The 25,308-nt window shown below is 43.1% G+C and carries 24 protein-coding genes and 1 pseudogene; 15 read left to right on the top strand and 10 right to left on the bottom strand.

The annotated features are described in order from the left end of the window. Positions 1–51: 51 nt before the first annotated feature. Positions 52–807: pseudogene (locus EI162_RS04415) on the bottom strand (glycosyltransferase); the annotation flags it as partial. A gap of 186 nt (positions 808–993) precedes the next feature. Between EI162_RS04415 and EI162_RS04410 the strand changes: the two are divergent. The 4 genes from EI162_RS04410 (at position 994) to EI162_RS04395 (ending at position 5,085) form a co-directional block, all read left to right on the top strand. Then, positions 994–2,595 (top strand): glycosyltransferase family 39 protein, encoded by a 1,602-nt coding sequence (locus EI162_RS04410; protein WP_192523217.1) that lies wholly within the window; start codon positions 994–996, stop codon positions 2,593–2,595. Positions 2,596–2,661: 66 nt separating this feature from the next. Then, the gene (locus tag EI162_RS04405; protein ID WP_192523216.1) at positions 2,662–3,765 is read left to right on the top strand and encodes a glycosyltransferase family 2 protein; all 1,104 of its coding nucleotides are present in this window, start codon (positions 2,662–2,664) and stop codon (positions 3,763–3,765) included. Beyond that, entirely contained in the window at positions 3,758–4,207 is a 450-nt protein-coding gene (locus EI162_RS04400) for a GtrA family protein (RefSeq protein WP_192523215.1), read from the top strand. Before EI162_RS04405 ends, EI162_RS04400 begins: the two co-directional genes overlap by 8 nt. Continuing rightward, a complete protein-coding gene (locus EI162_RS04395) occupies positions 4,204–5,085 on the top strand; it encodes a ChbG/HpnK family deacetylase (RefSeq protein ID WP_192523214.1) in 882 nt (293 codons plus the stop codon). The genes EI162_RS04400 and EI162_RS04395 overlap by 4 nt, the downstream gene beginning before the upstream one ends. Before the next feature lie 128 nt (positions 5,086–5,213). Here the strand turns inward: EI162_RS04395 and EI162_RS04390 are convergent, their stop codons facing one another. Both EI162_RS04390 and glnE read right to left on the bottom strand, forming a co-directional pair. Then, a complete protein-coding gene (locus EI162_RS04390) occupies positions 5,214–6,143 on the bottom strand; it encodes a branched-chain amino acid transaminase (RefSeq protein ID WP_192523213.1) in 930 nt (309 codons plus the stop codon). A gap of 329 nt (positions 6,144–6,472) precedes the next feature. After that, positions 6,473–9,340 (bottom strand): bifunctional [glutamate--ammonia ligase]-adenylyl-L-tyrosine phosphorylase/[glutamate--ammonia-ligase] adenylyltransferase, encoded by a 2,868-nt coding sequence (gene glnE, locus EI162_RS04385; RefSeq protein WP_192523212.1) that lies wholly within the window; start codon positions 9,338–9,340, stop codon positions 6,473–6,475. 278 nt (positions 9,341–9,618) lie between these two features. Here glnE and EI162_RS04380 point away from each other — a divergent pair, with 278 nt between their 5' ends. The 5 genes from EI162_RS04380 to EI162_RS04360 all read left to right on the top strand — a co-directional run bounded on the left by EI162_RS04380 (position 9,619) and on the right by EI162_RS04360 (position 12,383). Next, entirely contained in the window at positions 9,619–10,659 is a 1,041-nt protein-coding gene (locus EI162_RS04380) for an NADP-dependent oxidoreductase (protein ID WP_192523211.1), read from the top strand. A 120-nt stretch (positions 10,660–10,779) separates the two neighbouring features. Continuing rightward, entirely contained in the window at positions 10,780–11,211 is a 432-nt protein-coding gene (tusD, locus tag EI162_RS04375; protein WP_192523210.1) for a sulfurtransferase complex subunit TusD, read from the top strand. Between the two features lie 96 nt (positions 11,212–11,307). Then, complete coding sequence (locus EI162_RS04370) at positions 11,308–11,631, top strand: hypothetical protein (protein ID WP_192523209.1); 324 nt, start codon at positions 11,308–11,310, stop codon at positions 11,629–11,631. 42 nt (positions 11,632–11,673) lie between these two features. Beyond that, the gene (locus EI162_RS04365) at positions 11,674–12,018 is read left to right on the top strand and encodes a hypothetical protein (RefSeq protein ID WP_192523208.1); all 345 of its coding nucleotides are present in this window, start codon (positions 11,674–11,676) and stop codon (positions 12,016–12,018) included. Between the two features lie 41 nt (positions 12,019–12,059). Beyond that, positions 12,060–12,383 (top strand): TusE/DsrC/DsvC family sulfur relay protein, encoded by a 324-nt coding sequence (locus EI162_RS04360; protein ID WP_192523219.1) that lies wholly within the window; start codon positions 12,060–12,062, stop codon positions 12,381–12,383. A 42-nt stretch (positions 12,384–12,425) separates the two neighbouring features. Here EI162_RS04360 and EI162_RS04355 read toward each other — a convergent pair whose 3' ends face one another. Then, on the bottom strand, positions 12,426–12,974 hold the full coding sequence (locus EI162_RS04355; RefSeq protein WP_192523207.1) for a tRNA (cytidine(34)-2'-O)-methyltransferase: 549 nt from the start codon (positions 12,972–12,974) through the stop codon (positions 12,426–12,428). Between the two features lie 244 nt (positions 12,975–13,218). Between EI162_RS04355 and EI162_RS04350 the strand changes: the two genes are divergently transcribed. Beyond that, positions 13,219–13,359, top strand: coding sequence for an entericidin A/B family lipoprotein (locus tag EI162_RS04350; RefSeq protein WP_192523206.1), 141 nt, complete (start codon positions 13,219–13,221; stop codon positions 13,357–13,359). Positions 13,360–13,474: 115 nt separating this feature from the next. On the opposite strand, the gene hemW is transcribed toward EI162_RS04350, so the two are convergent. Beyond that, positions 13,475–14,797, bottom strand: coding sequence for a radical SAM family heme chaperone HemW (gene hemW / locus EI162_RS04345; protein ID WP_192523205.1), 1,323 nt, complete (start codon positions 14,795–14,797; stop codon positions 13,475–13,477). 251 nt (positions 14,798–15,048) lie between these two features. On the opposite strand from hemW, the gene EI162_RS04340 reads away from it, so the two are divergent. Beyond that, a complete protein-coding gene (locus tag EI162_RS04340; protein ID WP_192523204.1) occupies positions 15,049–15,543 on the top strand; it encodes an EVE domain-containing protein in 495 nt (164 codons plus the stop codon). Between the two features lie 284 nt (positions 15,544–15,827). Here the strand turns inward: EI162_RS04340 and EI162_RS04335 are convergent, their stop codons facing one another. Next, positions 15,828–16,394 (bottom strand): IS630 family transposase, encoded by a 567-nt coding sequence (locus EI162_RS04335; protein WP_192523203.1) that lies wholly within the window; start codon positions 16,392–16,394, stop codon positions 15,828–15,830. Then, complete coding sequence (locus EI162_RS04330; RefSeq protein WP_318779287.1) at positions 16,366–16,677, bottom strand: IS630 transposase-related protein; 312 nt, start codon at positions 16,675–16,677, stop codon at positions 16,366–16,368. Before EI162_RS04330 ends, EI162_RS04335 begins: the two co-directional genes overlap by 29 nt. A 162-nt stretch (positions 16,678–16,839) precedes the next feature. On the opposite strand from EI162_RS04330, the gene EI162_RS04325 reads away from it, so the two are divergent. From EI162_RS04325 to accC, 3 genes are all read left to right on the top strand, one after another. Then, complete coding sequence (locus EI162_RS04325; RefSeq protein WP_192523202.1) at positions 16,840–18,207, top strand: MATE family efflux transporter; 1,368 nt, start codon at positions 16,840–16,842, stop codon at positions 18,205–18,207. Positions 18,208–18,499: 292 nt separating this feature from the next. Continuing rightward, positions 18,500–18,928, top strand: coding sequence for an acetyl-CoA carboxylase biotin carboxyl carrier protein (gene accB / locus EI162_RS04320; RefSeq protein WP_192523201.1), 429 nt, complete (start codon positions 18,500–18,502; stop codon positions 18,926–18,928). Between the two features lie 148 nt (positions 18,929–19,076). Then, positions 19,077–20,438, top strand: coding sequence for an acetyl-CoA carboxylase biotin carboxylase subunit (gene accC, locus EI162_RS04315; RefSeq protein WP_192523200.1), 1,362 nt, complete (start codon positions 19,077–19,079; stop codon positions 20,436–20,438). Positions 20,439–20,542: 104 nt separating this feature from the next. On the opposite strand, the gene EI162_RS04310 is transcribed toward accC, so the two are convergent. After that, positions 20,543–21,163, bottom strand: a complete 621-nt coding sequence (locus EI162_RS04310) for a hypothetical protein (RefSeq protein ID WP_192523199.1) — start codon at positions 21,161–21,163, stop codon at positions 20,543–20,545. 180 nt (positions 21,164–21,343) lie between these two features. After that, positions 21,344–23,140, bottom strand: a complete 1,797-nt coding sequence (gene leuA / locus EI162_RS04305) for a 2-isopropylmalate synthase (protein WP_192523198.1) — start codon at positions 23,138–23,140, stop codon at positions 21,344–21,346. 218 nt (positions 23,141–23,358) lie between these two features. Here leuA and EI162_RS04300 point away from each other — a divergent pair, with 218 nt between their 5' ends. Continuing rightward, positions 23,359–23,847, top strand: coding sequence for an Lrp/AsnC family transcriptional regulator (locus tag EI162_RS04300; protein ID WP_192523197.1), 489 nt, complete (start codon positions 23,359–23,361; stop codon positions 23,845–23,847). 10 nt (positions 23,848–23,857) lie between these two features. On the opposite strand, the gene EI162_RS04295 is transcribed toward EI162_RS04300, so the two are convergent. Further along, positions 23,858–25,183, bottom strand: coding sequence for a YbfB/YjiJ family MFS transporter (locus tag EI162_RS04295; RefSeq protein WP_192523196.1), 1,326 nt, complete (start codon positions 25,181–25,183; stop codon positions 23,858–23,860). Positions 25,184–25,308: the final 125 nt, after the last annotated feature.

Genomic DNA, 25,308 nt, shown 5'->3' with positions numbered 1-25,308 from the left:
CTTTTACATCAATTATGGCTACGTCTGATGCCAGCATACTTTTTAGAACACCACCCGATAATCATCTAGCTGATAACCGTTGTTTAACGCTTCATGGTAGTAGGTGTCAAATAATTGTACCAAGTCTGCTCTTGGATGTGTTTGGATATCGCCATCAAACCAGTGTTTTAAACCTTCTTTTTTTAGGCGAGGTAGCGAATATTGGTGGCTAAATTGGCTACCCATGTCTGAATAATGCAAGATCTTCATGTCTTCGATTGCTAAATTTTCGCCATCAACACAATTGTAACTGTCTTGATAAGGCTCAATCAGCTGAGGATTTTTTTTGATGACTTTCATGAGTTTCCGATGACTACTGGCATCTTTTCTCAATTTTTCTATGTTCGGAATAACTGTTTTTGCTTTTTGACAATCCCATAGACAGGTACATAATCGCGTCATATCGCTGTGAGATTTGGCAGCAACAATCGCTTGCCCTTCAATAGGATGCTGCCATAATGATGCGAGGTCATCTAATACGATCATATCGGTATCCATATAGATGGCGCGTCCTTGATAGCCACAATACTCAGGAATCGCCCAGCGAAATCCTGAAAAAGGCGTTGCCCATTTCACCGTATTCCAACCTTCACCTGTTTCAGGGTTAGAATACCAATAACTATCTGGATTGCGTGATAGCTGCATCCAAACAATCTCAACAGGTAAACTTGTGTGCTTATGGATGCTGTAATCGAGCACCATCATCTGCTCTAGATCACAGTTGTTAGGATCACAGCCCACAAAAACCTTAATAACTTCATCACTCATAATTAAATCCTAATAAATACAATAAAAATTACCATATGTTAATGCTGTTTAATGATTACAAACTCATAAGACGATTGATAAAAAATCGTGTTCGGCTATGCCTATCTATTAATAATCTCTATAATACGGAAAAACTTCTAGGCTAGACTCATTTTAAGTTGATTGTATTATTATAAGGCTCGTATTATGACACCCACTGAACAATCGTCCTCTTATGCTCAGCCTATAAATACTGGCTTAGATAACAAGTCTGAACAGCCGCATGCAAAATCCAAATCTTGGCGCTGGTTTGGGTTATTTTTAATGGCTTACTTTTTGATTTGGTCCATCATACCAAGCTTTCTCGCTAGTAGTGTGCCCTTTGATGTTAGCGAAGGTATCAACTGGGGCAGCGAATGGCAGTGGGGCTACTATAAACATCCTCCACTATCGTCATGGGTATTATACAGTTTTTATCAGCTATTTGGTCATGTCGGCCCTTATTTACTCAGCCAATTATCTGTCTTACTGACCTTAGTCCTAATTTATCACTTAGGTAAGAAGCTTTGGTCACCGACCACCGCTCTAATTGGTAGTGCGTTAACTTTAGCGGTTCTGTACTACACTTACCCTAGCCTTGAGTTTAATCACAATGTCGCTCAATTTCCCATTTGGGCAGGGTTGTACTTAGCGTTTTATCAATCTTTGACTCAAAACCGTCTCAGAGATTGGATATTACTGGGTGTGCTCGGTGGACTTGGGATGTTGACTAAGTACACGGTGATATTTTTATTAATACCGATGGCATTCTATTTAGTACTGCCAAGACAGTGGCCATTATTAAAACAACCGAAACCGTGGATAGCGGCTTTTGTCATGTTGGTTATCTTCGCACCGCATTTATATTGGTTAGCAACGCACGATTGGTTGCCACTTAGTTATGCCAGTGGACGCTCGCAAGAGGTTGCTGCGGGGGCGTATAACATCAAGCGGCATTTTAGCTGGATAGGATTTGTCATTGCTCAGCTTGTTGCTCATATTCCGTTACTCATTATGCTTGCTGTTAATCGCAAGCGTTTATTAAAGACTGATGACTACAAGCACAGCTTGCCGCAGAACGCAGCATTACTTTGGTATATGTGGTTATCGCCAATCGCAGTATTGGTTGTTTTAAGCTTGGTATTTGGGGTGGGCTTGCGTGATATGTGGGGTATGCCAATGTGGGCACTGTCAGGGTTGCTCGCTGCCTCCTTGATAGCACCTGCCACTCAATTATTAACCGCCATCAAGCTAAGAAAAGCACTGACTATTTGGTTGTCCCTTGTTACCGTACTAATGGTAGTATATGTGGGCTTCGGCGACAAGATTCGTCATAAGCCTTCTCGTATGCAGTGGCCGGAGCAGGTATTGACAGTTCAAGCACAGACTACTTGGCAATCGTTGAGTAGCTGTACACTTGATAGCGTTTCAGGTGATCGCTGGCTTGGCGCATTAGTCGCGATGAATAGCGGCTTTCCCTCACAAATGATATCCGGTCCTGCCAGCCACTCGCCCTGGATGAACACCCAGCGCCTACAAGAAAATGGCACGTTGGTCATGTGGCAAGAGGGCGAAGAAGATATCGTCCTGCCGTTGCTTGATGATGTTGATGCTATTGCCACTACTGAAGTAGACAATAGCCATAACAACGCTAATGCCTTAATTAAGCAGCAGGGTCAATGGCAGATTGATTGGCGTGACGGCAAGATAGAAAAGCCGTTATTGATAAACTGGGTGGCTTATGTTCCAAGTCGCTGCTTTCAGGATTAAAAATAAAGCCTTATTTTTCAGTGGCTGGTAAATAGCCATTTATATGAATAAAATAATTGAGTGTTTATGCTAGATCAGTTGTCACAATCTCGCCCTTATTTGTCGATTATTATGCCTGCGTATAATGATGCTGAAGCCTTACAATCCTTTTTGCCAGAAGTCTTCGCCTTTACGCAGACACTACGCGTGCCAGTAGAGATAGCATCGGCCGAGCAAAATATAGAGGGCTCAACATCAAGAATAGCGAGCTGTGAGATTATTATTGTTGATGATGGCAGCCGCGATAACTTAGTCGAGGTAGTCACACAGTTAATGCCTACTCGTCCAGCAAATACCGACTTAGAGCTCATACGTTTATCGCGTAATTTTGGTAAAGAGCCGGCACTCAGTGCTGGTCTAGCAGCCGCGCGAGGCGAGATAGTTGCTATGATTGATTCAGATGGACAGCATCCTTTACCAGTATTAGCACAAATGCTAACGATGATTGAGCAAACGGATATTGATATGGTCGCGGGTATTCAAGCCAATCGCCCGCATGAAAGCCGGCTCGCAAAAACTTTAAAAGGCAGTTTTTATCATTTTATCCAGGACAGTCAGCGTTATGAGATTCGTCCTAATGCCGGTGATTTTCGGGTGATGAATCGCAAGGTGCTAAATGCTTTACGCTCATTACCCGAGCGCCAACGCTTTATGAAAGGCTTGTATGCTTGGGTTGGCTTTAATACTGTTTACTTGCCCTTTACCGCTGCCAATCGCGATACTGGTGAAAGTAAATTTAACTATGGCAGCTTGTTTGAATTGGCACTTGTAGGTATTACCTCCTTTTCTCAGCGACCACTGCGGCTGATTTCCCGCATAGGTTTTGCAGTCTCTGCATTGGCTTTTTTATACGGCTTATATATCGTGATAGATACCCTAATATTTGGTAGCGATGTCGCAGGCTGGGCAACGGTTGCCGCAGGAATTATGTTTTCTACTGGTATACAACTGGTTTGTATTGGCGTAATTGGCGAATATGTCGGTAGACTCTATGAAGAGGTTAAGCAGCGACCACTGTATTTAATCGATGAAGTCATCAATAGCAAGTCTGCGCATACTACTCATCAATACGCTAATAATTACCTACAGGCGACGGCCAAAAGTGCAATGGACAAACCAGCTGATGAATAACACAGCAGAAACGCAATCGAATGCTATGCAAGCCCTTTGGTTTTTAGCCGTTGGTGCCAGTGCGGCTTTGGTTCATTTTTTAGTACTGGTCAGTATCGTCAATCTCACGACTGCCACGCCAGCATGGGCCAACGTAGGCGCTTTTTTAATTGCTTTTATCGTCAGCTTTTTCGGGCATTTTTATTTTACCTTTAAACAATCAGAGTATTCAGATAAGAGTATTCGGCCAAACAATAATCATATTCATAAAAAAAGGCATCTTCCTGCTTTAGGAAAATGGTTTAGCAGTTCCGCAGCAGGATTTATTGCCAATCAAGGCTTATTCGTTTTAGGGCTACGTTGGTTTGGCGAGCAGTATTATATGCTGATATGGCTGCTGGTCACGGGCGTTATTACCGTTATGACCTTTGCCTTGGGCAAGTTTTGGGCGTTTAAATCATGAGCCATCCTCATTATCAAAAGCAAGCTGCTTCGCTCTCTAACACTGCCCGCCCTGTGATTATTAACGTTGATGATTTAGGACTGTCTACTGCCGTCAACGATGCGGTCATTCATCTTGCCGAACTTGGGCGTATTGGTGCCAGCAGCTATATGGTTGGCGGTACAATTACGGATAGCAACATCAATCGTCTGAACCAACTCAATGTCGATATTGGCTTGCATTTAGATCTGACGGGTATATTTGCTTCCGCTCTGCGTGGTTCATTGAAATCAATCATTATCGCAAGCTACTTGCGTCGTTTGAATCCCATGCAAGTAAGCGATGTTATTAAACAGCAATTAGATGGATTTGAAGAACGCTTTAATCGTGCGCCTGTATTTATTGACGGACATCAACATATTCATCAGTTTCCTGTTATTCGTGAGGGTTTGATTAAAGAGCTCACTAACCGCTATAGTGATGAGATAGCAAAAGGCATGCTGAGCGCACGCGTTACTACACCGCTTATCAATGACGTAAAGTCTTGGATCATTTATATACTAGGTGGTTATGCTTGGCGAAGATCTTGTCAGCATCATCAAATTCTAACCAATGATAAATTTGGTGGGGTTTATGGTTTTGATGCTGATCGTCAGCAATTAGCAATGTTATGGAAAAAGTGGCTGCAAGCTGCACCCTGTCATACAGCTAACGTATCACCTACACTGATTATGTGTCATCCTGCTGTTCCTGAAAGTAGAAGTAATAGCTGGCAGGATGACATCAAAGCGGCTCGTGAGATTGAGTATAAGTGGTTAATCAGTGACGAGTTTGCAGAGTTATTAGCTCAGTATGAAGTAAAATTGATGCGCTGGTCAGATATAACATTAACCTCTTGAACCTTTAATAATTATCAAAGTCATAATAAAAGTGACGCAATGATAAAGAGAAAAAAGCTAAGACTGAAACAGTCTTAGCTTTTTTATTTGTACGATATAATTTTAAAAATAAAATGCAGCTTTAAAAATTAATCAATAAAGCTTAACCAATCCATATACTGCTCATTGCGACCATGGACCACATCAAAGTATAAGGTTTGCAATTTTTCAGTCAAGGGTCCACGACTACCGTTACCGATAACCCGATCATCATATTCACGAATAGGTGTCACCTCAGCCGCGGTGCCCGTCATAAAGATTTCATCTGCTAAGTAAAACTCATCACGAGTGATGCGGCGCTCAACAACCTTGATACCCAAGTCATCCGCAAATTCGATGATAGTACGACGCGTGATACCATCTAATGCACCGCCACCTAAATCAGGAGTATGTAACACGCCATCTTTTACTAAAAACAAGTTCTCGCCAGCACCTTGGCAGACATAGCCTTGTGGGTCCATCAAGATGGCTTCGTCATAACCATTACGCGTGACTTCTTGATTGGCCATGATAGAGACTGGATAGTTGCTTGAGGCTTTTGCCTTACACATAGTTACATTGGTCATATGGTGGGTAAATGAAGAGGTTTTGACACGGATACCATTTTTGATACCTTCTTCACCAAGGTACGCGCCCCAATGCCAAGCCGCAACCATCGCATTGATGCTATTGTCACGTGATGACAGGCCTAGTTTTTCTGCACCCACCCAAATCAGTGGACGAATATAGGCTTCTGCGAAGTTGTTTTGCTTGACCACGTCTTTGTGCGCTTGCTCAAGCGTTGCTGCATCAAACGGCACGTCCATCTGAAAGATTTTTGCTGAACCCAATAGGCGCTCAGTGTGCTCTTTTAGACGAAAAATTGCTGTGCGATTGTCAGCCGTTTGGTAAGCACGAACGCCTTCAAACACCGCCATACCATAATGTAAGCTATGCGTCAGTACATGGACTTTGGCATCTGGCTGTTCAATCATCGTGCCATTCATCCAAAGCTTACCATCTTGTGTTGCCATGTTCATTTTATAATCCTTATGCTAGCACTAACGGCTAACTTTTTTAGGTATAGTCAACGCACTTGAAAATGGCCACAATATTAACCTCGTGCAATGTAATATTTACGCTCGGTTACCTTGTACCCACCTTAAACTGCTTCGACTAGAGGTTGTATTTAGTCGTATTTATCAACATCATATGATAACACCGCAGCGTCAATTTTTACTGCTAAAATACCGCTTTATTATTAATGACTGACGACAGTATTACCATGAGCAAGCGATTATATCACTGGCAATGCTGACAAATGCAACCTTTTGGTTTGTGGTTAAATGATTTTTGTTTATAGTGGTGCCTATTCTTCTTCTATTGAGTCGACGCCCATCAAATGTTGCCATTGATCTTGTACCAATGTTCGCGTCTCCTTCCATAGCGATTCATCGACTAACAATGACTGCTCTGACAATGCCAGCTGGTGAGTGGCAGCACGTATTCTTAGATAAGCATCGGTCAAATCCTGACAAACTTGCGCGTCCCAAATTCCTAGTAACGCAACTTCTTCAAAAATACGGACGTTGTCACTCCACTTAGTCAAACTTGGATATTCGTGCGAATAAGCCAGCACCGCAAATTGTGCTAAAAACTCAATATCAATTATGCCGCCTGCGTCTTGTTTAAGATGAAACTTGCCCGCTTGTTGTTGCCACTGACTGGTGCCTAGATGTTTTTGCATCTTAATACGCATACTGGTGACTTCACTACGCACTTGTTCTATCGTGCGCGGTAGGGCCAGTACCTCTCGTCGGATATCACAAAAACGTGCTGTCACACGTTTGTCGCCACAAATCGCCCGTCCCCGCACCAATGCTTGATGCTCCCACGACCATGCTTTGTCCATTTGATAGGTTTCAAAAGCATGGCAAGATACTACCATCATGCCAGCGTTACCCGAGGGGCGCAGACGCATGTCAATCTCATAAACGCGGCCATCTCGAGTTTGAGTATTGAGGTAATTCATCAGCTTTTGTACCAAACGCGCAGCAAATTTCATCCCACTGACTGATTTTTCGCCAGTAGTCATGCCCTGCTCTTTTATCTTGTGTAAAAACACCAAATCTAAATCGGATGAATACGACAACTCTAACCCACCAAGCTTGCCGTAGCCAATGATGGCAAAGCCGCAATCAGCCTCAGTCACTGGGTCACCATCTTGACCAATGGGGTAACCGTAGCGTTTGACGATTTCTGCAAAAGCACGCTCTAGTGCCGCTTCTAATACCACAGCAGCGATATAGGTTAATGAGTCCGACACCTTCATAATTGGACGCTCAGCCAATACATCACTGGCAGCGACCGCCAATACTTGGTTCTTTTTGAATAGTCTTAATACGCTGAGCAACTCTTCTTCATCATTGGGCTCAACCCGCAAAAGTTGTTGGCGCAAAATATCACGAAGCTCAGGCTTATCTGGCAAATGACGATAGCGTTGCTGTAAAAAAGTATCTAAAAGCACCGGATAATGTGCCAACTCTTTTGCAATCCAAGGACTGGCCGACAGCATCGGAATCAGCTCAATCGTTGCGTTGGGGTTCTCAGCAATCATGACCAAATAGATAGAACGGCGACAAATCGCTTCGAGCAAAGCAATGAGACGCGGTAAGGCGGTATTAGCCAGTTGCTGCTGCTCTTGATGAGCGAGTAATGCATGGATAATGACAGGATAAGCATCGTCCAAACGCTCTCTTGCTTCGTCACTTAAGTTGGCAACCATCTTTGATTGCCAAAAACCCTGCAATAGCTCGCGATTTTCTGGGGTGAGTACTTCATTCAACCGCGCAATCTGCTCATCGAGGTGTTCTGGCTCAAGATTCATATCGTCTTGGTCAGGTATCTGGCGCTCGGTGACCATACGCTCAAACGGAACATTGACATTGTCGCGATGATGATTAAGCGTGCTTAGCAATGCTTGCCAGTTATCAAACCCAAGTGTTATCGCTAAATTGCGCTGCCACTGTAAATCATGTGGTAAGCGCTGAGTCTGCTGGTCATTGATGGCTTGAATACCATGCTCCAATCGGCGTAGAAAACGATAAGCCACTTGCAGCTGCTCATAGGTGACGGTCTCTATATACCCAAGCTTATGTAATGCCTGCATTGCCTGTAAGCACGATTTAACCTGTAGTTGAGGATGCCGCCCACCATAAATCAACTGGAATGCTTGCACAATAAACTCAATATCCCTGATACCACCAGCACCAAGCTTAATATTATCCAAATCTTCACGCTGTACCACTTGGTTTTGGATAAGCGACTTCATTTCTCTGAGTGCTGAAAAAGCACTGTAATCAACATAATAACGAAAGACAAATGGTTTAATAAGCACCTGCAACTCATCATAGAACGGCTGCTCTATCTGCCCAACCACTCGAGCTTTTAGCCAAGCAAAACGCTCCCATGCACGGCCATGCTGCGAAAAATACTTCTGTAATGCCGATAAATGGATGGCCAAGTCGCTACCGTCACCCCACGGACGCAGACGCATATCCACTCGAAACACAAAACCATCAGCGGTCTTGTTATCAAGCAACTTAATAATACCTTGACCCAGCCGAGTCATAAAACGCTTGTTATCTATGCAGCGGGTGCCTTTGGCTTTATCGCCATTGGTCTCACCACGTGCCTGATGGACAAAGATAAGATCGATATCACTGGATAAATTTAGCTCATGAGCGCCAAGTTTGCCCATGGCCATAATCGCCATATCGTCAATTTGTACATTGCCTTTAGCATTAATAAACGTCGGTTCGCCATACTGTTTGATAAGATGCTGATAGGTATACTCTTTGGCAAAAGAGATACAACCATCTGCAAACTCAGACAGCTCATCGGTTAACTGCTCAAGCGTAATCATTTGTAATGCATCTTGCCATATCCAGCGCATCATCAGCAGCGTACGCAAATGGCGCAAACCACTCATCACCTTCATTTCAGCGGCGAGTTGGTAATTATCATCCAAGGTATAGTCTTGGATTAAATCATCAATTTGCTGACGTGTTAGGGTTTGGTCTAATGGGTAACTGCGCAAAAAAGTCTGGCATGAAATGGTCCGACTTTCCCAAATTTGATAGGCAAATTCACTCGCCGTCTGCAATACTTGCAACTGATCTGCCGTAGGCTGATAATCTGTCCCATGAGTCGCACGTAAAGACATAGCAGATAACATAGAGGAATGAACTCCTTACATAGAATAATAAGACGACGTAAATCTAGAACCTAAGTCTAGATTTTTTCTGCCGAGCCAATCACAGCATCAAATAAGCTTACTCAATATCTGAGTGTTCAGCAACGTTTAACAACACGGACACTATTTGATTCTAGCGGCTTTATGGTAGCATGAATAACTTTAGCACGAACAGCCATAACCTTAGGCCACCAGCCGTGATGAATAATAATGAAAGTGTCAAATTATAAAAAACAAACTATAAAAATCAGGATAATAAAATGAATCATTCAAATTTAAAACAACAAAACCAGGAAATTGTATTGGCTGAACACCCTTCAGGTTTGCCAACAGAAAACACCTTTAAAATTAATGACATTGATATGCCTCAGCTCAAAGCGAGCGAGGTCTTAATAAAAAGTATTTACGTCTCTGTCGATCCTGGTATGCGCGGCTTTATGAATAAAGGCGATGACGATGCTGCTGGCAATAAATTTCAGTTAAACAAGCCGATTACCAGTCGAACGGTTGCACAGATCATTGAAAGCAATGATGATGATTTTGCAGTAGGTGATATTGTGCATGGGCGCTTTGCATGGCAAAAATATCAAACCGTTAAAATTGCAGACATTGAAAAAGTAGACCCGACGCTTGCACCTATTTCCACCGCTGTCAGTATGCTTGGTATTCCCGGCCTCTCCGCCTATTTTGGTATGCTAACTATTGGTCAGCCAAAAAAAGAGGAAACAGTCGTTGTCTCTGGTGCAGCAGGCTCAGTAGGCAGTATTGCTGCGCAGATCGCTAAGATAAAAGGCTGTAAAGTTATCGGTATTGCAGGCTCTGCCCAAAAAATTGCGTTCTTAGAAGATGACTTAGGCTTGGATAAAGGCATCAACTATCATCAAACTGACGACATGGAAGTGGCGATCAAAGAAGCCTGTCCCGATGGTGTTGATGTGTTTTTTGATAATGTCGGCGGAGAATTGTTCGATGCGGTTTTTGCCAATATTAACAAACACGGCCGTGTCGCTATTTGTGGACAAATTGCAGAATACAACGCAGACAATCCGCCACAAGGTCCAAGACCCATGCAAACCTTAATCAAGAAAAGCGCCCGTATGGAAGGGTTTGTTGTCTACGATTTCGCAGATGAGTTCGATGCCGCCAAAAAGCAAATCGCAGAATGGTATAATGCTGGGCAACTGAAATACAAAGAAAACCTTATCGAAGGATTTGAAAACATTCCTTCCGCCTTTATTGGTCTCTTTACCGGTGAAAACATCGGTAAGCAAATGATCAAAACTGGCGATTTAGAAAAATAAATTGAATCTGGCTTTTAGACTTGAACGGTTGACCATGAACCGTTCAAGGTCGGTTTATTAAAGACTTTTTAGTCACTACCTATCAATCAACAACCACCTATAAATTGCGATGCTACCGTTATGACCACGCCTACAACCACGGCCTCTACCCCATTACTTCTAATCACCGCTGATCCTAGTCACCCGCTTGCTCAACTAGCGCTACGTTATGCACGCGCTTATCTTCAGAGCAGCTCAAACCAAGAAGAGGTGGGCAGACGCAGCCCTTTAAACGTCTTTTTTTATGCAGACGCAGCGCATACTGCCAATCGTTTACGCTGGCAGTCGGCAGACCAAATCGACTTGACCAAAGAATGGCAAACGCTCGCTGAGCAATATCAGTTATCACTGCCCGTTTGCGTCAGTACCGCACTCAGTCGCGGTATTAGCGATAGCGATAACAGCAAACGACATCAGCTAGACACTGAAAATCTGGCACAAGGTTTTACATTGGTAGGATTGAGTGAGCTTGCAATGATGATGCAAGAGGACTGTCGCTTGGTGCAGTTTTAATACAATTTTGATGCAGGTTTTATAAAATTGATGACGCCAAGACAATACTTATTAGCGAGTAACATTCTAAGCCAGCAATCAGATTAGGAACATACCATGAAACTATTAATTCAGCTGCATACCCCGACTGAAATGGTCAGTTATGAAGGCTGTGCACTGGCACTAACGCTGGCAACCTTTGGGCATGAAGTACAGTTGTATTTAGATGCGCCTGTTTTTGGCTTTTTGATGCAGCATGAGTCACGTTTGCACGGCATGATTCAGTCACTTGAGCTCTATGATATGCCAGCGGCTTGGTTACCAGACGATGTGTTTAGTGGCTGGGTCACAGGTATGTTGCCAGCCGATTTGGCCTCGCAGCTAACATTGATACCAGAAGTGGTGAACTCAAATGACTTTGAGCAAATACTGACTTTTTAATAAAAAAAACAATGAATACTATCAAAGCAAATGGATACCGTTATGGCAACCTTATATCAATTACACAGTAAGATAGACACCCTCAGACGCAGTGTCGAAGAGATGTCGCGCACATGGTGCAAAGGTGACAGTATCGTCTTACTTGGCACCACGGTCGCTTTTATTGACTGGTTTGATGCCTACTTAGGTGATAGCGAGATACAAGGTATTACGGGTATTTATGCGCTAGCCGATGATGTGGCTCAACTCACGACCAATACCAGAGCCAAGCTAAACTTAGAGGCCAAGTTAAGCTGTATCTTAACCGATAGTGAATGGGTCAAACTGACTCAAAATGCTAACGTTAGTAATGCTGGATTTGATAAAGTAGTGACCATCGCCTTATGAATAATAACGACAACACTATTAACGACAACGCTATTAAAATTATGACAACAATCGATGTTGAACTGGATCAAGACGGCCACTTATGTGATTATACGATTTGGACGGCTGATATTGCCCAGCAATTAGCCAACACCCTAGAGGTACATTTAGAGACTGAGCATTTGCAAATCTTACAACAGGTACGGGCTTTTTTTACCAAGTTTAATCATCCACCAGCGACGCGACCACTTATCAAGTGGCTACAGAAAACGTTGCCTGAGTGTGACATTAGCAATCAAAAGCTGCAGCAATTATTTAATACAGGCTTGGTTGCTCGTCATGTCAATCGCTTGGCTGGTTTGCCAAAACCCCCTAATTGCTTATAATTTTCTCAATCCATAAATACATAGTCGGTTCAATATGAACCGCTATTTTGGGTCGTATACTGTCAAGGTCTCATAACCGATGCTACGCCCTTCATCGCCCTCAAACCCTTGCTGCCGCCACACCTCATACAGACATATAGACACGCTATTAGACAAGTTCAAACTGCGTGAATCCGGTAGCATGGGCAACCTAAGCCAGTTACCGCTGCCGATATCTTCACGAATTGAATCCGGCAGACCTGCTGTCTCAGAACCGAAAACCAGAGCAACATTAGATCTCACATTGGCATTCCCTTTTAAGCTTGTAAAATCATAATCATAAAATGGCTTGCTAAGCTTGGTAGTCATTGCCGTAATCATATCGCAGTCCGCTGCTAGCAATGATTGTTTTGCAGCTGCCCAATTATCATGGACTTGCAAATGGGCGTATTCATGATAGTCCAACCCTGCACGGCGCAGTTTTTTATCATCTAACTCAAACCCCAAAGGTTTGACTAAATGCAGCTGCGCACCAGTATTGGCACATAGGCGAATAATATTACCGGTATTGCTCGGCATTTTTGGAGCTACCAGTACGATGTGTATGGTCATAATATTTCCGTAGATGATTTTAGACTCACCGTAATCAAAAGTTACAGTTTACTGTCAATAATTACATTTTGATACTGTGCAGCGTTTTTAACTTTCACTATGATGTCTGTATTAGATAACAAGACGATATGTCGATGTCGGTATATTGTGGCGCTATCTTATACCAAACCAATAATGTTCGCGCAAATCGTTTAACGTTATTGGTATAACACGCCAGAATCCATTTATTTTTGAGGACACTATTATGAAAAAAGTAATCATTGCATCTTTAACAGCTATGTTCGTATTGACCGGTTGCAACACTTTTAAAGGTCTAGGCCAAGACGTGTCAAGCGCTGGCGATGCTGTAACTGGCGGCGCACAAGACGTACAACAAAAAATCTAAGTCTTAGCGTTTTAGATTTAAAGCTAAAAAGGTTTGCCATTTATTTGGCAAGCCTTTTTTTATTACCTATACTAAGAAAGCTTCGTCAAAACTAAAAAATCTTCGTCAAACAAGCTTACAAAAACACTCGTAATATTTGATTGAGGTAACGCTGCCCCAATTTTGTTGGTTGCAAATGCTCGGCACTGTCGACCAATAAACCTTGAACAACCAATTTATCTACCTGCTCCGCAATATCGCTATATCTCAATCCTGTTCGTGCCTCAAAAAGCGACCACATCACCCCGTCGTGCAGACGTAGCGCATTCAGCATAAATTCACTTACCAACTCATCACTATCAATCACTTGCCAACCAACCATCTTTGGTGCACTTTGGCTTAATGTAGATTGCTCGGCGTCAGCTTGGTAGTCCATGTCTTGATGACTTATGTCCTGATAATTTACATAGTCTTTAGGCAAGCGTGACTTACTAAAACGATAAATGCCAGAATCTAGCAACAACTCATTTCCATTTAATTCTGTCGCTTTACCTGCAACCGTTAACTTGCCATGTGCCCCAGCACCAATGGCGAGATAATCCCCAAATTGCCAATAATTGACATTGTGCCGGCATGGCTTATCGGACGCGCCTGACCAAGCAGATACTTCATAATTGTTATAACCCAATTTTTGGAGTAACGCCTGCCCTGCCTGCTCAATATCTGCCAAGTTATCCTCATCTGGCAACACGGGCTGACTGCGATAAAACACGGTATTGGGCTCAATCGTCAGCTGATACCACGAAATATGCGTTGCACCTGCATCGTGTGCCATCTGAATATCGTCTAGTGCTTCATGCATCGTTTGCTGCGGTAAGCCATGCATCAAGTCGACATTGACTCGCTCAAACCCCGCTGTGCGAGCCGCATGAATCGCTGCGAGTGCCTGAGCAGGATCATGTATACGTCCCAGCGTTTTCAGCTTATCAGCCGCAAAGCTTTGCACACCAATCGACAATCGATTGATACCGACATCCAAATACTGCGCAAAAGGCGCATGCTCTAGCGTACCTGGATTGGCTTCCATAGTAACCTCTATGTCAGCAGAAAAATCAAAACACGCCCGCAGCCCAGCGAATAAGCGTTGATACTGAGCAATCGGCAATAGCGATGGCGTACCACCACCGATAAATATCGAGCTGATTTTGCGCCCTTGAGTCAACGTCTGCTGCACCTTTGCATCTAACAATAATGCATCGACATACTCGTCATACATCAATGACTGACTGTCTATCGGCAGCTCATGCGAGTTAAAATCACAATAAGGGCATTTTTTGACACACCAAGGAATATGGATATATAGCGCCAATGGAATAGTGTTTACCACTATGGTATTCGCAACAGAATGATTCAGAGCACTAGAACTAATGGATGAGTGAGCAGGTTTGATATTTAACATAAAAGGATTTATCTATAAATAGGTAACTGCTGTCATTAGCAGAAAGTAGCGCTAGGATAACGGCTAAGCTCATTAAAAAAAAGGCCTTGTTAAAGAAAGTTAGATTAATAACAAAACCAGTAACAAACGCTCATGTTAATGGCACTTCCGTACAGGCAGAATAGTTAAGAGTGATAGTATAAAATATACTATAGGTTAAACGACCTATCATAAAAAAGTGCATGGTTAACGATAATTAATAGGATAAAAAGATGGCTTACTGGTTGATGAAATCCAACCCCAAGTTTTTTGGTATTGATGACTTACAGCGCTTGAAAACCGACAGCTGGGATGGCGTGCGCAATTATCGCGCGCGTAACTTTATGCGCGATGATATGAAGGTCGGTGATAAGGTCATCTTTTATCATTCTAGCGCCAAGCCTTCTGGCGTCGCTGGTATCATGACCGTCAGCAAAGCAGGCCATCCTGACCCCTCCCAATTCCATCCTGAGCATAGGCACTATGACCCTATCGCAACCGAAGACGAACCGCGCTGGTACATGGTAGATGTCACTTTCGAGCAAGCTTTTACCGATATACTCCCACTAGCAGAGCTTAAGTTTCTGCCTACGCTTGAGGATTCCTTATTGTTAAGAAAAGGCTGTCAGCAGCTGACCGTCATTCCACTAGAACCCAAACACTGGAATACCATTATGAACATGGCAGAAGAGCTGGAGCTAATACCAGATGAAACAGACTCTATTTAACCGTTTTCAGCCCATTTAGAGACTAAAGATGGTTAAAAATATTTAAGTAAAAACTATTGATTGAACTGAGGACAGGCCCTAATAAACGCTTCCAAAATATTGACTTCATCGCTTAGTTTCTTTACCATCTTATTTGTTTATGACCTGTCAATTCATCGCTTGAATTGATGGGTTATTTTTATTTTAGCCTCGTCGATTTTATTTGTACGCGCAGACTATACAGCCTTATTCATAATCTACTTGCTCATATTATTTATCAGAGTATTATCGTCGCACCACTATAGTCACTGCACCATAAAAGAGTTATGCCTTGGACAAATATCATAAAATAATTTAGATAAGTCGTTTTCCATCCAACCTTGACGTAGAAACTTCACTTGAGCCCATTTCTTTTCAATGGGATTTAGATCAGGACTGTAAGGCGGTAAGAATAGAAGCCTGTGACCGTGCCTGTTGAGTAGTCTTTGGACTCGCTTATGAAAGCTAGCATTATCCATGACAATCACACATTTTCTCTTAAGGTTTGGGATTAGCGTGTACTTGCACCAATCATAAAATATATCCCCATTGATGTTCTTCTCGAAGTAATCTAGCGCAAACAGCATCTTGCCATAGAGAGCACCAATGACGTTGGTTCGTTTTTTACCTTGCCAGTTATAGCGGTCGATGCAAGGGGTTCCGATGGCAGCATAGCCGTAGAGTCTAATAGTCTCGGCCTCAAAGCCACTCTCATCCATATAAACAATGGGATAGCCTTGAGCGATGAAGTCGTTAAGTTTTCTTAGATACTTAGCTCTCTTTAGGGGGCAAGCTTTGGGATGCTCAAGTGTCTTTTTTTTTGCTAATACCAATACGCTTTAAGGCTTTACTGATGCCTGTTGGGCTACAATTAAAACGCTGTGCCCGCTCATAGTGATAATCGTCAGGGTGGTCTTTGACATCTTGAGCTAAGGCTTCATCTTCTATTTTGTAGGGCTTGATATCTCGAGTAGTTTTGCTGTGAAGACGTTTTTTCCACTTCTGGATAGTCGTTGGACTGATATCATAGAAAACGGCAGCTTCGGCAAAAGTCATGCCCTCATCTAAGCTTTTGAGGACTTGTTTGCGATAATCTAGGGAGTAAGTCATGGTCATTTATAGTGGTAATCGTTTAGTTGATTTGTTTTATAACATTTTTGAAGTCATTTGACTATACTACATTACTGTCTTACTATTCATTTATTAACGGCAGTATTTGCTCATCAATACCATTTTTTAACAAAAATAATTACCGTAAAGAATAAAAAGTTGCTCACTATGGCTTTCCCATTATCTTTTAGAGATTTCAAGAGCTACAGTTTACGCTTAGGCGTGCTCGCGCTACCTATTTTGATTACTCAATTTTGTCAGGCAGCGCTTGGTGTTGTTGATGCCATTATGGCCGGTCAAGTCTCTGCACTTGATTTGGCCGCCGTGGCCGTTGGCTCTGGCATTTGGCTGCCTCTGTTTTTATTAGCCACTGGTATTTTAATTGCTACCACGCCACTCATTGGTGAAGCAGTCGGTCAAAACAAACATGACCAAGTCCCACATATTACCCAGCAGTCTTTATGGACGGCTGGTGTCATTGGTATTCTTGGTTTTATCATTGTCAATTTAGCCCCCAACATCCTTGGGGTAATGGGAGTACCTGAAAATATTCAGCCCATAGCGACGCAGTACTTGCATGGTGTATCGTTCGGTTTCCCTGCCTTGGCAGTCTATGCGGTGTTGCGTAGTTATTGCGAGGCGCTTGGTCGGCCTGAGCCAGTCACTATTATCAGCATCATTGGGCTATTGGCAGATATACCACTGAACTATATTTTTATTCATGGTTTGTTTGGTATGCCTGAGCTTGGCGGCGCAGGCTGCGGGATCGCAACGGCCATGGTACTATGGATAAATGTCCTATTACTTGGTGCTTATACCAGCTTTACTAAGCGTAAGCAATTTGCTACTACGCGCTTTTTTTATGGTTTCGCCAGCCCCAATCGTGCACAAATCAAAAAGCTACTTAAGCTTGGTATTCCTATCGGCGTCTCTATCTTTTTTGAAGCCAGCCTATTTAGCTTAGGGGCACTCGTTATCAGTCCACTAGGTGAGTTGGCAACGGCATCGCATCAAGTAGCATTAGCAGTGACCTCGCAGCTGTTTATGATACCTATATCGGTCGCGATGGCGCTAACCATCATGATATCCAATCGCTTTGGCGAAAAAAACCTTTTGGCATTACGTCAGGTGCAGGCCACTGGTCTAATATGGACTGTCATGATTGCTTTGACTTCTATGCTCGGCGTTTGGCTATTTAGACCACAATTGGCAGCGGCTTTCACTGACAACCCAGTCGTCAGGGCCCAAGCCATGCACTTACTTATTTTTGCACTGGCTTATCAGCTGTTTGATGGCTGGCAAGTGAATGTTGCAGGCATATTACGCGGTATGCAAGACACCACTATACCGATGTGGGTCACGCTATTTTGTTATTGGATCGTTGCTTTACCGCTTGGTATATACTTGGTGCGCTTCACTGATCTTGGGCCAGAGGGATTTTGGATGGCATTAATTACTGGACTATTCCTAGCTTCTATTTTATTGACATTACGTCTGCGCTATCAACAAAAGCGTTTGACAGCTTTATGGGGCTGATAGTGTGGCTTTGTTGATATAAAACCATCCGAATGTCATAACGAATAGCATCTATTAGCATCTAATAACCGTTACTCATCACTGGGACTGGCGCTAAGTAGCCACTTAGACTATGATAATTTATTAGATATTTCTTACGCGTAAGAGTACTAACGTCATAATATGTAAAAAAACTCAGTTAACAACTGTACATCGATTGCTCATTGCCGTGAATATAGGTATCATTAGCAATTACCTACACAATATTTAGTTACACTATTTCTTGAATTTAGTACAAGGCAAAAATAAAATTATGGATATCGAAAAAATACGTACCCTAATCGCCCTCATGGAAGAAAGTGAACTGGTTAACTTAGAAATCAGCTCAGACGACGAACACATCAGTTTGACACGTCACTATGATGCACCTGCACCAACGATGATGGCTGCTCCTACTGCTGGCGCGGCTCCTATCGCTGCTGACGCAAAAACAGCTGTTAAAGCTGGTAGCGTTGAGACATCACCAATGGTTGGTGTGTTTTATTCTGCACCAAGTCCTAATGATCCGCCGTTTGTAAAGGTCGGTCAAAAAGTGCAAGCTGGCGATACCTTAGGTATTATCGAAGCGATGAAAATCATGAATCCTCTTGAAGCCACCCAAAGTGGTGTTATTGATGAGATATTAGTGGATAACTCTGAAGTTGTGCAGTTTGGTCAACCTATCGTAAGCTATAAAGCGTAACTATATTTGCCAATCTTTACTTCGTTATGATTGAGACTCGTTATGGTTCGGCATCTTAGTTTAAGTTATCTTAACTATCTTCGCTTAACTTTATAATGCCAATAATAGAGACTCTATCAGTGACTGCCGCTTCGACAAGGATGACCCCATGATAAAAAAACTGCTCATCGCCAATAGAGGTGAAATCGCCCTGCGTATCGTTCGAGCTTGCAAAGCGCTTGGCATTGAAACCGTAGGCGTCTACTCCACAGCTGACGCTAACTTGATGCACTTGCGCTTTGTTGACGAGGCAATCTGTATCGGCAAGCCTAATGCCAATCAAAGCTATCTTGACATCAATACTATTTTAACCGCTGCTGAGATTGCTGGTGCGGATGCTATCCATCCTGGTTATGGTTTTTTAGCTGAGAATGCTGAGTTCGCTGAACGCGTTGAAGAAGCAGGATTAACGTTCGTTGGTCCTAACGCTGACCATATTCGCCTAATGGGCAATAAAGTCTCTGCTATCAATGCGATGAAAAAGGCTGGCGTACCAACCGTACCCGGTTCAGTTGGCGCGGTGACACTCCACAACGCTGAAGAGCAAGCACGTAATATTGGCTTTCCATTATTGATTAAAGCCGCGTCTGGCGGTGGTGGTCGTGGTATGCGTGTAGTTGAGCGTTTTGAAGAGGTTATCGGTCAAGTACAGGCGGCCAAGCAAGAAGCTGAGCTATGGTTTGGTGATGATACCGTTTATATGGAACGTTACCTACAAAATCCGCGCCACGTAGAAATACAAGTGCTTGGCGACGGTAACGGCAATGCCATTCATCTGTATGACCGAGATTGCTCGTTGCAACGTCGTCATCAAAAAGTATTAGAAGAAGCCCCTGCCCCTGATATCCCTGATGACGTACGCGAGCCTATCTTAAGAGCCTGCGTAAAAGCTTGTGAGTTAGTCAAATATCGCGGCGCTGGTACTTTTGAGTTCTTATTTGAAAACAATGAGTATTTCTTTATTGAGATGAATACTCGTGTGCAGGTTGAACATCCAGTAACTGAGATGATTACCGGTATCGACGTGGTCGTCGAACAGCTCAAAATCGCGGCAGGTTACGGTTTATCTTATCGCCAAAGTGAAATTGAAATTCAAGGTCACGCCATCGAATGCCGTATCAATGCTGAAGATCCAGCCACATTTATGCCCTCTCCTGGTAAAGTGACGCAGCTGTTTGCCCCAAGCGGTGCTGGCGTGCGTTTTGATTCGCACTTATATCCTGGGTATGACATTCCAAGCTATTATGACTCATTGATTGGTAAGCTTATCTGTCATGGACAAACACGCCAGCAAGCCATCTCTAAAACGCTTCACGCACTTGATGAGCTGGTAATCGAAGGTATTAAAACCAACATCCCATTACACCGTGACGTGATTTTAGCAGATGATAATTTTGTTAACGAAGCACAAAATATTCATTATCTTGAAAGAGAGTTGTTAACTGGCAATAAAGAAAAGGCTGATTCATAATTTGCCTCAATATCTTTATAAAAAAACCGCTATCTGTAGAGATAGCGGTTTTTTTTGGTTGGCAGTAACTCAATTAACGCAAATGGCTAAATTAACGCAAATGGCTACGGCAGAACTCTATTAAAGTTCATAAAACATTGTGTCCCTTCAGGATCGGCACACCACTGCATCTGGTTGCCATCATGGTTTAAAAACGCAATCAACGCCTCATCAGTTTGGTCTACTTGATTGCCTGAACAATCCACTTCATTGTTATCATAGAGCGTCTTGAGCGCGATAATGGGCAGTCCTTCCTCACGGTGCGTAATTAGGTAGCGGCCATACGTCCACTCTTTACCGCTGACTGCCCACATCTCATTGTCGGCTGCAAAATTATATAACTCACGGCACTGATTGGCTTTCTTAGCGGAGGCAATTAATTTGTTTTTAGTGTTCGGCTGAATGTTGAGGACACGCTTTTCATTTTGAGTCAGGACACCGCCATCTGCACCAGCGATTACTTTAGGTTCGTCACTTTTTGCACCTTTCATATTTTTTGATGCTGCTTGCTTCGCTTTGGCTTCTTTGGTCATGGTGATACTGCTATCTAAATCTATCTCCCATTGTCCAGCGATGGCCGGACTAATATGTGTGGTGATGGTCGGTTCAGTAACGACTTCGCCATTTACGGGCAGTGATGCCAAAATAGATGCCAATGAAAATGACGCAAATGATATAGGTTCCATAATTAACCTTTTATTTATAATAGTATGTACAACGTACATTAGCGTAAGTCTTCGTCACCAAAAACACAAGTAACTTTATGCTATTAGGCGCAAAGAAATAACGCCATCGCTTTGCTTGCGAAGGGCAAGGAGCCATGACGTTATTAAACTTAAGTATTTATTATTACTCACTACCTTGCATTAAGCGGCAGCGGTGCTAATTGCTTGGGCAAAGGCTGATAACGCGCCTTTAAGCATTGCTGATACGGTACTGCTACAAGTACCAATACCTGAATATACCTCACCATCAACATTTAATTGAATATAAGCTGCCGCGTTGGCGTTGGTTTTGTTGTCAGTATTAGTGCCATCGTCGATACCGTTACCATCACTATTAACATCGTTGTGCTGCGGATTGATCGCATGCTCAGCATAATTAATGACGTGAATTGATTTACCCGTATGCTGAGCAAGTCCATCGATGAATGAAGATAGTGGCCCATTACCCGTGCCAGCGATGGTGATGCTGTCACCATTCATCTGCACCTGACCATCAAAATAGACTTCACCGCCTTTATTGTTGACACTATAATCTAGTAGCTCAAATTGGCCTTGCTGTAGATAAGTGTCCTCAAAGGTTTGTAAAACCTCATCATTCTGTAATTCACGAGCAGCTGTTTCGGCTTGTCTTTGTACCACACCACTAAAGTCAATTTGCATCCAACGTGGCAAGTTAAAACCATAGTTACGCTGCAAGATATAAGCTACGCCGCCTTTACCAGACTGGCTATTGATGCGTACCACGTCTTGATAGCTGCGACCGATATGAGCAGGGTCAATAGGTAAGTACGCGACGTCCCAGACGTTTTCAGTCTCTTCGACATGCTTCTCATTATAATCAAGGCATTTTTTGATGGCGTCCTGATGCGAGCCACTAAAGGCCGTAAATACAAGCTCACCAACGTAAGGATGACGCGGATGTACTGGTAAATTATTACACTCGCTCACTACCTGTACAATCTCGCTCATATTACTAAAATCAAGCTCTGGATCGATACCTTGGCTAAACAAATTCATCGCCATGACCATGATGTCCATGTTACCCGTACGCTCACCATTGCCTAGCAATGTACCTTCGATACGATCCGCGCCAGCAAGTACGCCAAGCTCAGCGGCAGCCACAGCACAACCACGGTCATTGTGTGTGTGCAAACTGACGGTTACATGCTCGCGTTTGGCAAGGTTACGGCAAAAATACTCGACCTGATCAGCGAAAACATTAGGTGTTGATGCTTCGACCGTCGCTGGTAAGTTTAAAATAACTTCTTGACCATTTTCAGGCTTCCACACATCACAAACGGCATCACAAACCTCTACGGCATACTCAGTCTCGGTTTGACTAAAGCTCTCAGGTGAATACTGGAACACCCACTCTGTTTCAGGATATTTGGCAGCATATTCAACCAACAAATTTGCCCCAGTAATGGCAATCTCTTTAATCTCAGCTTTATCTTTGCCATATACTTTTTCGCGTTGGATACGGCACGTTGAGTTATAAACGTGAACAATGGCACGTTTTGCCCCTTTTAATGACTCAAAAGTACGAGCAATCAAATGCTCACGAGCTTGCACCAAAACCTGTAAAGTAACATCATCTGGAACGTGGTTTTCTTCAATCAATTTGCGGGCAAAATCAAACTCAACTTGGGCAGCTGATGGGAAGCCAATTTCAATCTCTTTAAAACCCACGTCTACCAAGGTTTTGAAAAAACGCATTTTTTGTTCGATAGTCATTGGATCAATCAGTGCTTGGTTACCATCACGCAGATCTACACTTGCCCAGATGGGTGATTTCTCAAGCGTTTTGCTCGGCCAAGTACGATCTGGTAACGAAGGTGCAAACGCAAACGGACGATATTTTTGGAAATCGAAGGCGGCATTTTTTGGGGTAATCTTTGCAGTCGAAGTACCTGCATTGCGTGTTGCTTGATTAGACATAATCAATCCTTAGATAATAATAAGTTCGTATTTATAGTGAGGCAACCAATGCCTAAATCATGCTTTATCATACGATGATAATAACAGTTTATACCATTATAATAGCAAAGTTTATAAGGTGAAAAACAACTTTATTTTATGTAAATTACTATTATTTTAGTGATAAACCCTACAACTATAGTTATAATTAAATTAATCCACTAGTAACGAAACATATTATGCCAAATAGCCATCTTGCGGACACATTGACCATCGATATTGATGAAACGGATAAACAGTTATTACGCTTATTACAGACCCAAGCACGCATGAGCATCACGGATCTTGCTGAGCGCGTCAACCTCTCAGCCACCCCTTGCGCCCGCCGTATTAAGCGCTTAGAGGATGCAGGGGTCATCACTGGTTATCATACCCAGACCGATGCACAAAAGCTTGGCTACCCCTTGGCGGTATTTATCGCTATCAGTATGGATCGCCATACTGCCGAGCGCTTTGAGCAGTTTGAGCGTAAAATCCAGAGCTTTGATGAGGTTATCAGCTGTAGCATCGTTACTGGCCGCACTGAAGATTATCTTATTAAGGTACGCGTGCGTGATATGGCACATTATGAGGAGTTTTTATTGCACCGTCTTAACCGTATCGAAGGTGTGGCCCAAGTACATACCAGTTTTGAGCTACGAGAAGTATTTAAGCGTAGTGTGGTTTAAATAATATGGTTTAAGCAGTTATCACAGCCTGCCGCCGAAACCATAAAAGAAGTACTAAACCAACAATCAATCCAGTGGCAGCAACCAGTAACCCAGCATTAAAATTGTCATTTTTCCCCGCCAATGCCACAGTCACCAAAGGCCCCAAGAATTGTCCTAACGCATAGGCCAGAGTTGCCAACCCTATGAGTAAATTAGAGTAAGCAGGGTTAATATTTTTAATCAACGTCAGCGTCATCGACACCATACCGACAAAGGTCAGTCCTAGAATAACGGCATTGCCATAAAGCCCAACAGCCCCCTCAAACCATATGGGTAAAAACATCCCAAACGCCTGTAATATCGTTAAACCCATCAAGGTTTTGACTTCACCAATACGCTTGGCAAGCGCGCCCCAGATAGGGTTTGATAGCATGGCAAAAATACCAACGATCAACCAAATAATCAATCCTGAATAAGTCTGGGTAGTTAATCGCTGCGCTGCCATCACTGGCAAAAAAGTCGCAGACGTAATGTAACCAAACCCTGCCAGCATATAGCTTGCCGACAGTAAGACAATAGCCTTCGTGTGACCGGAGGCAGCTTCATATAAAGAGCGTTTAAAATTAAAATAGGTTTGCTGCACGGATATGCGCTGATTGCTGTGATTTAATTCCGCTGGTTTTGAGTGGGAGAGCTGTAACTTAGGGGATTGTAACTTAGAGGCCGATAATGTAGATGCTTGCGACTCAGGTGATGTCGAGCTTTGCGGTCTAATGGCATAAAGCAGCCATAATAGCGGAAGACTAATAACACCTGCCACCAGCCAAATGACATCGAAATGATAGCCAAGCGTCAATAACCACCACGTCAGTACAGCAGAAGCGCTGATACCGACCCCAATACCTGCATAATGCAAGGCTGAAAGTACAGAGCGACGCTCGTGACTAAAGCTTTGAACCACCAGCGACGAGCTCAAAATCATCGCCACACCGCTTGCGATACCAGATAGCAGCCGAATGACATACCATAGGTTTAATGACATATTTGGCACGACCAATAGCATGGTAGTGACGACACTGACAACTGTCCATAAGAGGAGCATCCGCCATGTCAAACGCTGCGGCACAAACATCGCAATAAGCGCGCCAATGAAATAACCAATATAATTAATCGATGCCATCCAGCCTGCAATGGTCGTCGATAGCGATAATTGGGTCATAATATCGGGTAAAGTCGCGGTAAATAAAAACCGTCCAAACCCCATGACCACCGCCAGACAATACAGTCCTATCCAAGCGATGGCTATTTCATTGGTAATGGTAATAAAAGCACGGCTTTTGAGAGCAGTCATCATGACAGAGCCATTTTGTGGCAGTGAGCACACAATCCTTTGTGTTAAAAACAGTCAAAAGCAATCATATATAATCAAAGACAGGATTAAAGAAAGCATTAAAGAAAATACTAAATGCTAACGTTAAT

The sequence above is a fragment of the Psychrobacter sp. FME6 genome, assembly GCF_014861365.1.
GTDB lineage: Bacteria > Pseudomonadota > Gammaproteobacteria > Pseudomonadales > Moraxellaceae > Psychrobacter.
The sequence above is the reverse complement of the archived record's forward strand: the minus strand, read 5'-3'. Positions and strand labels throughout refer to the sequence as shown.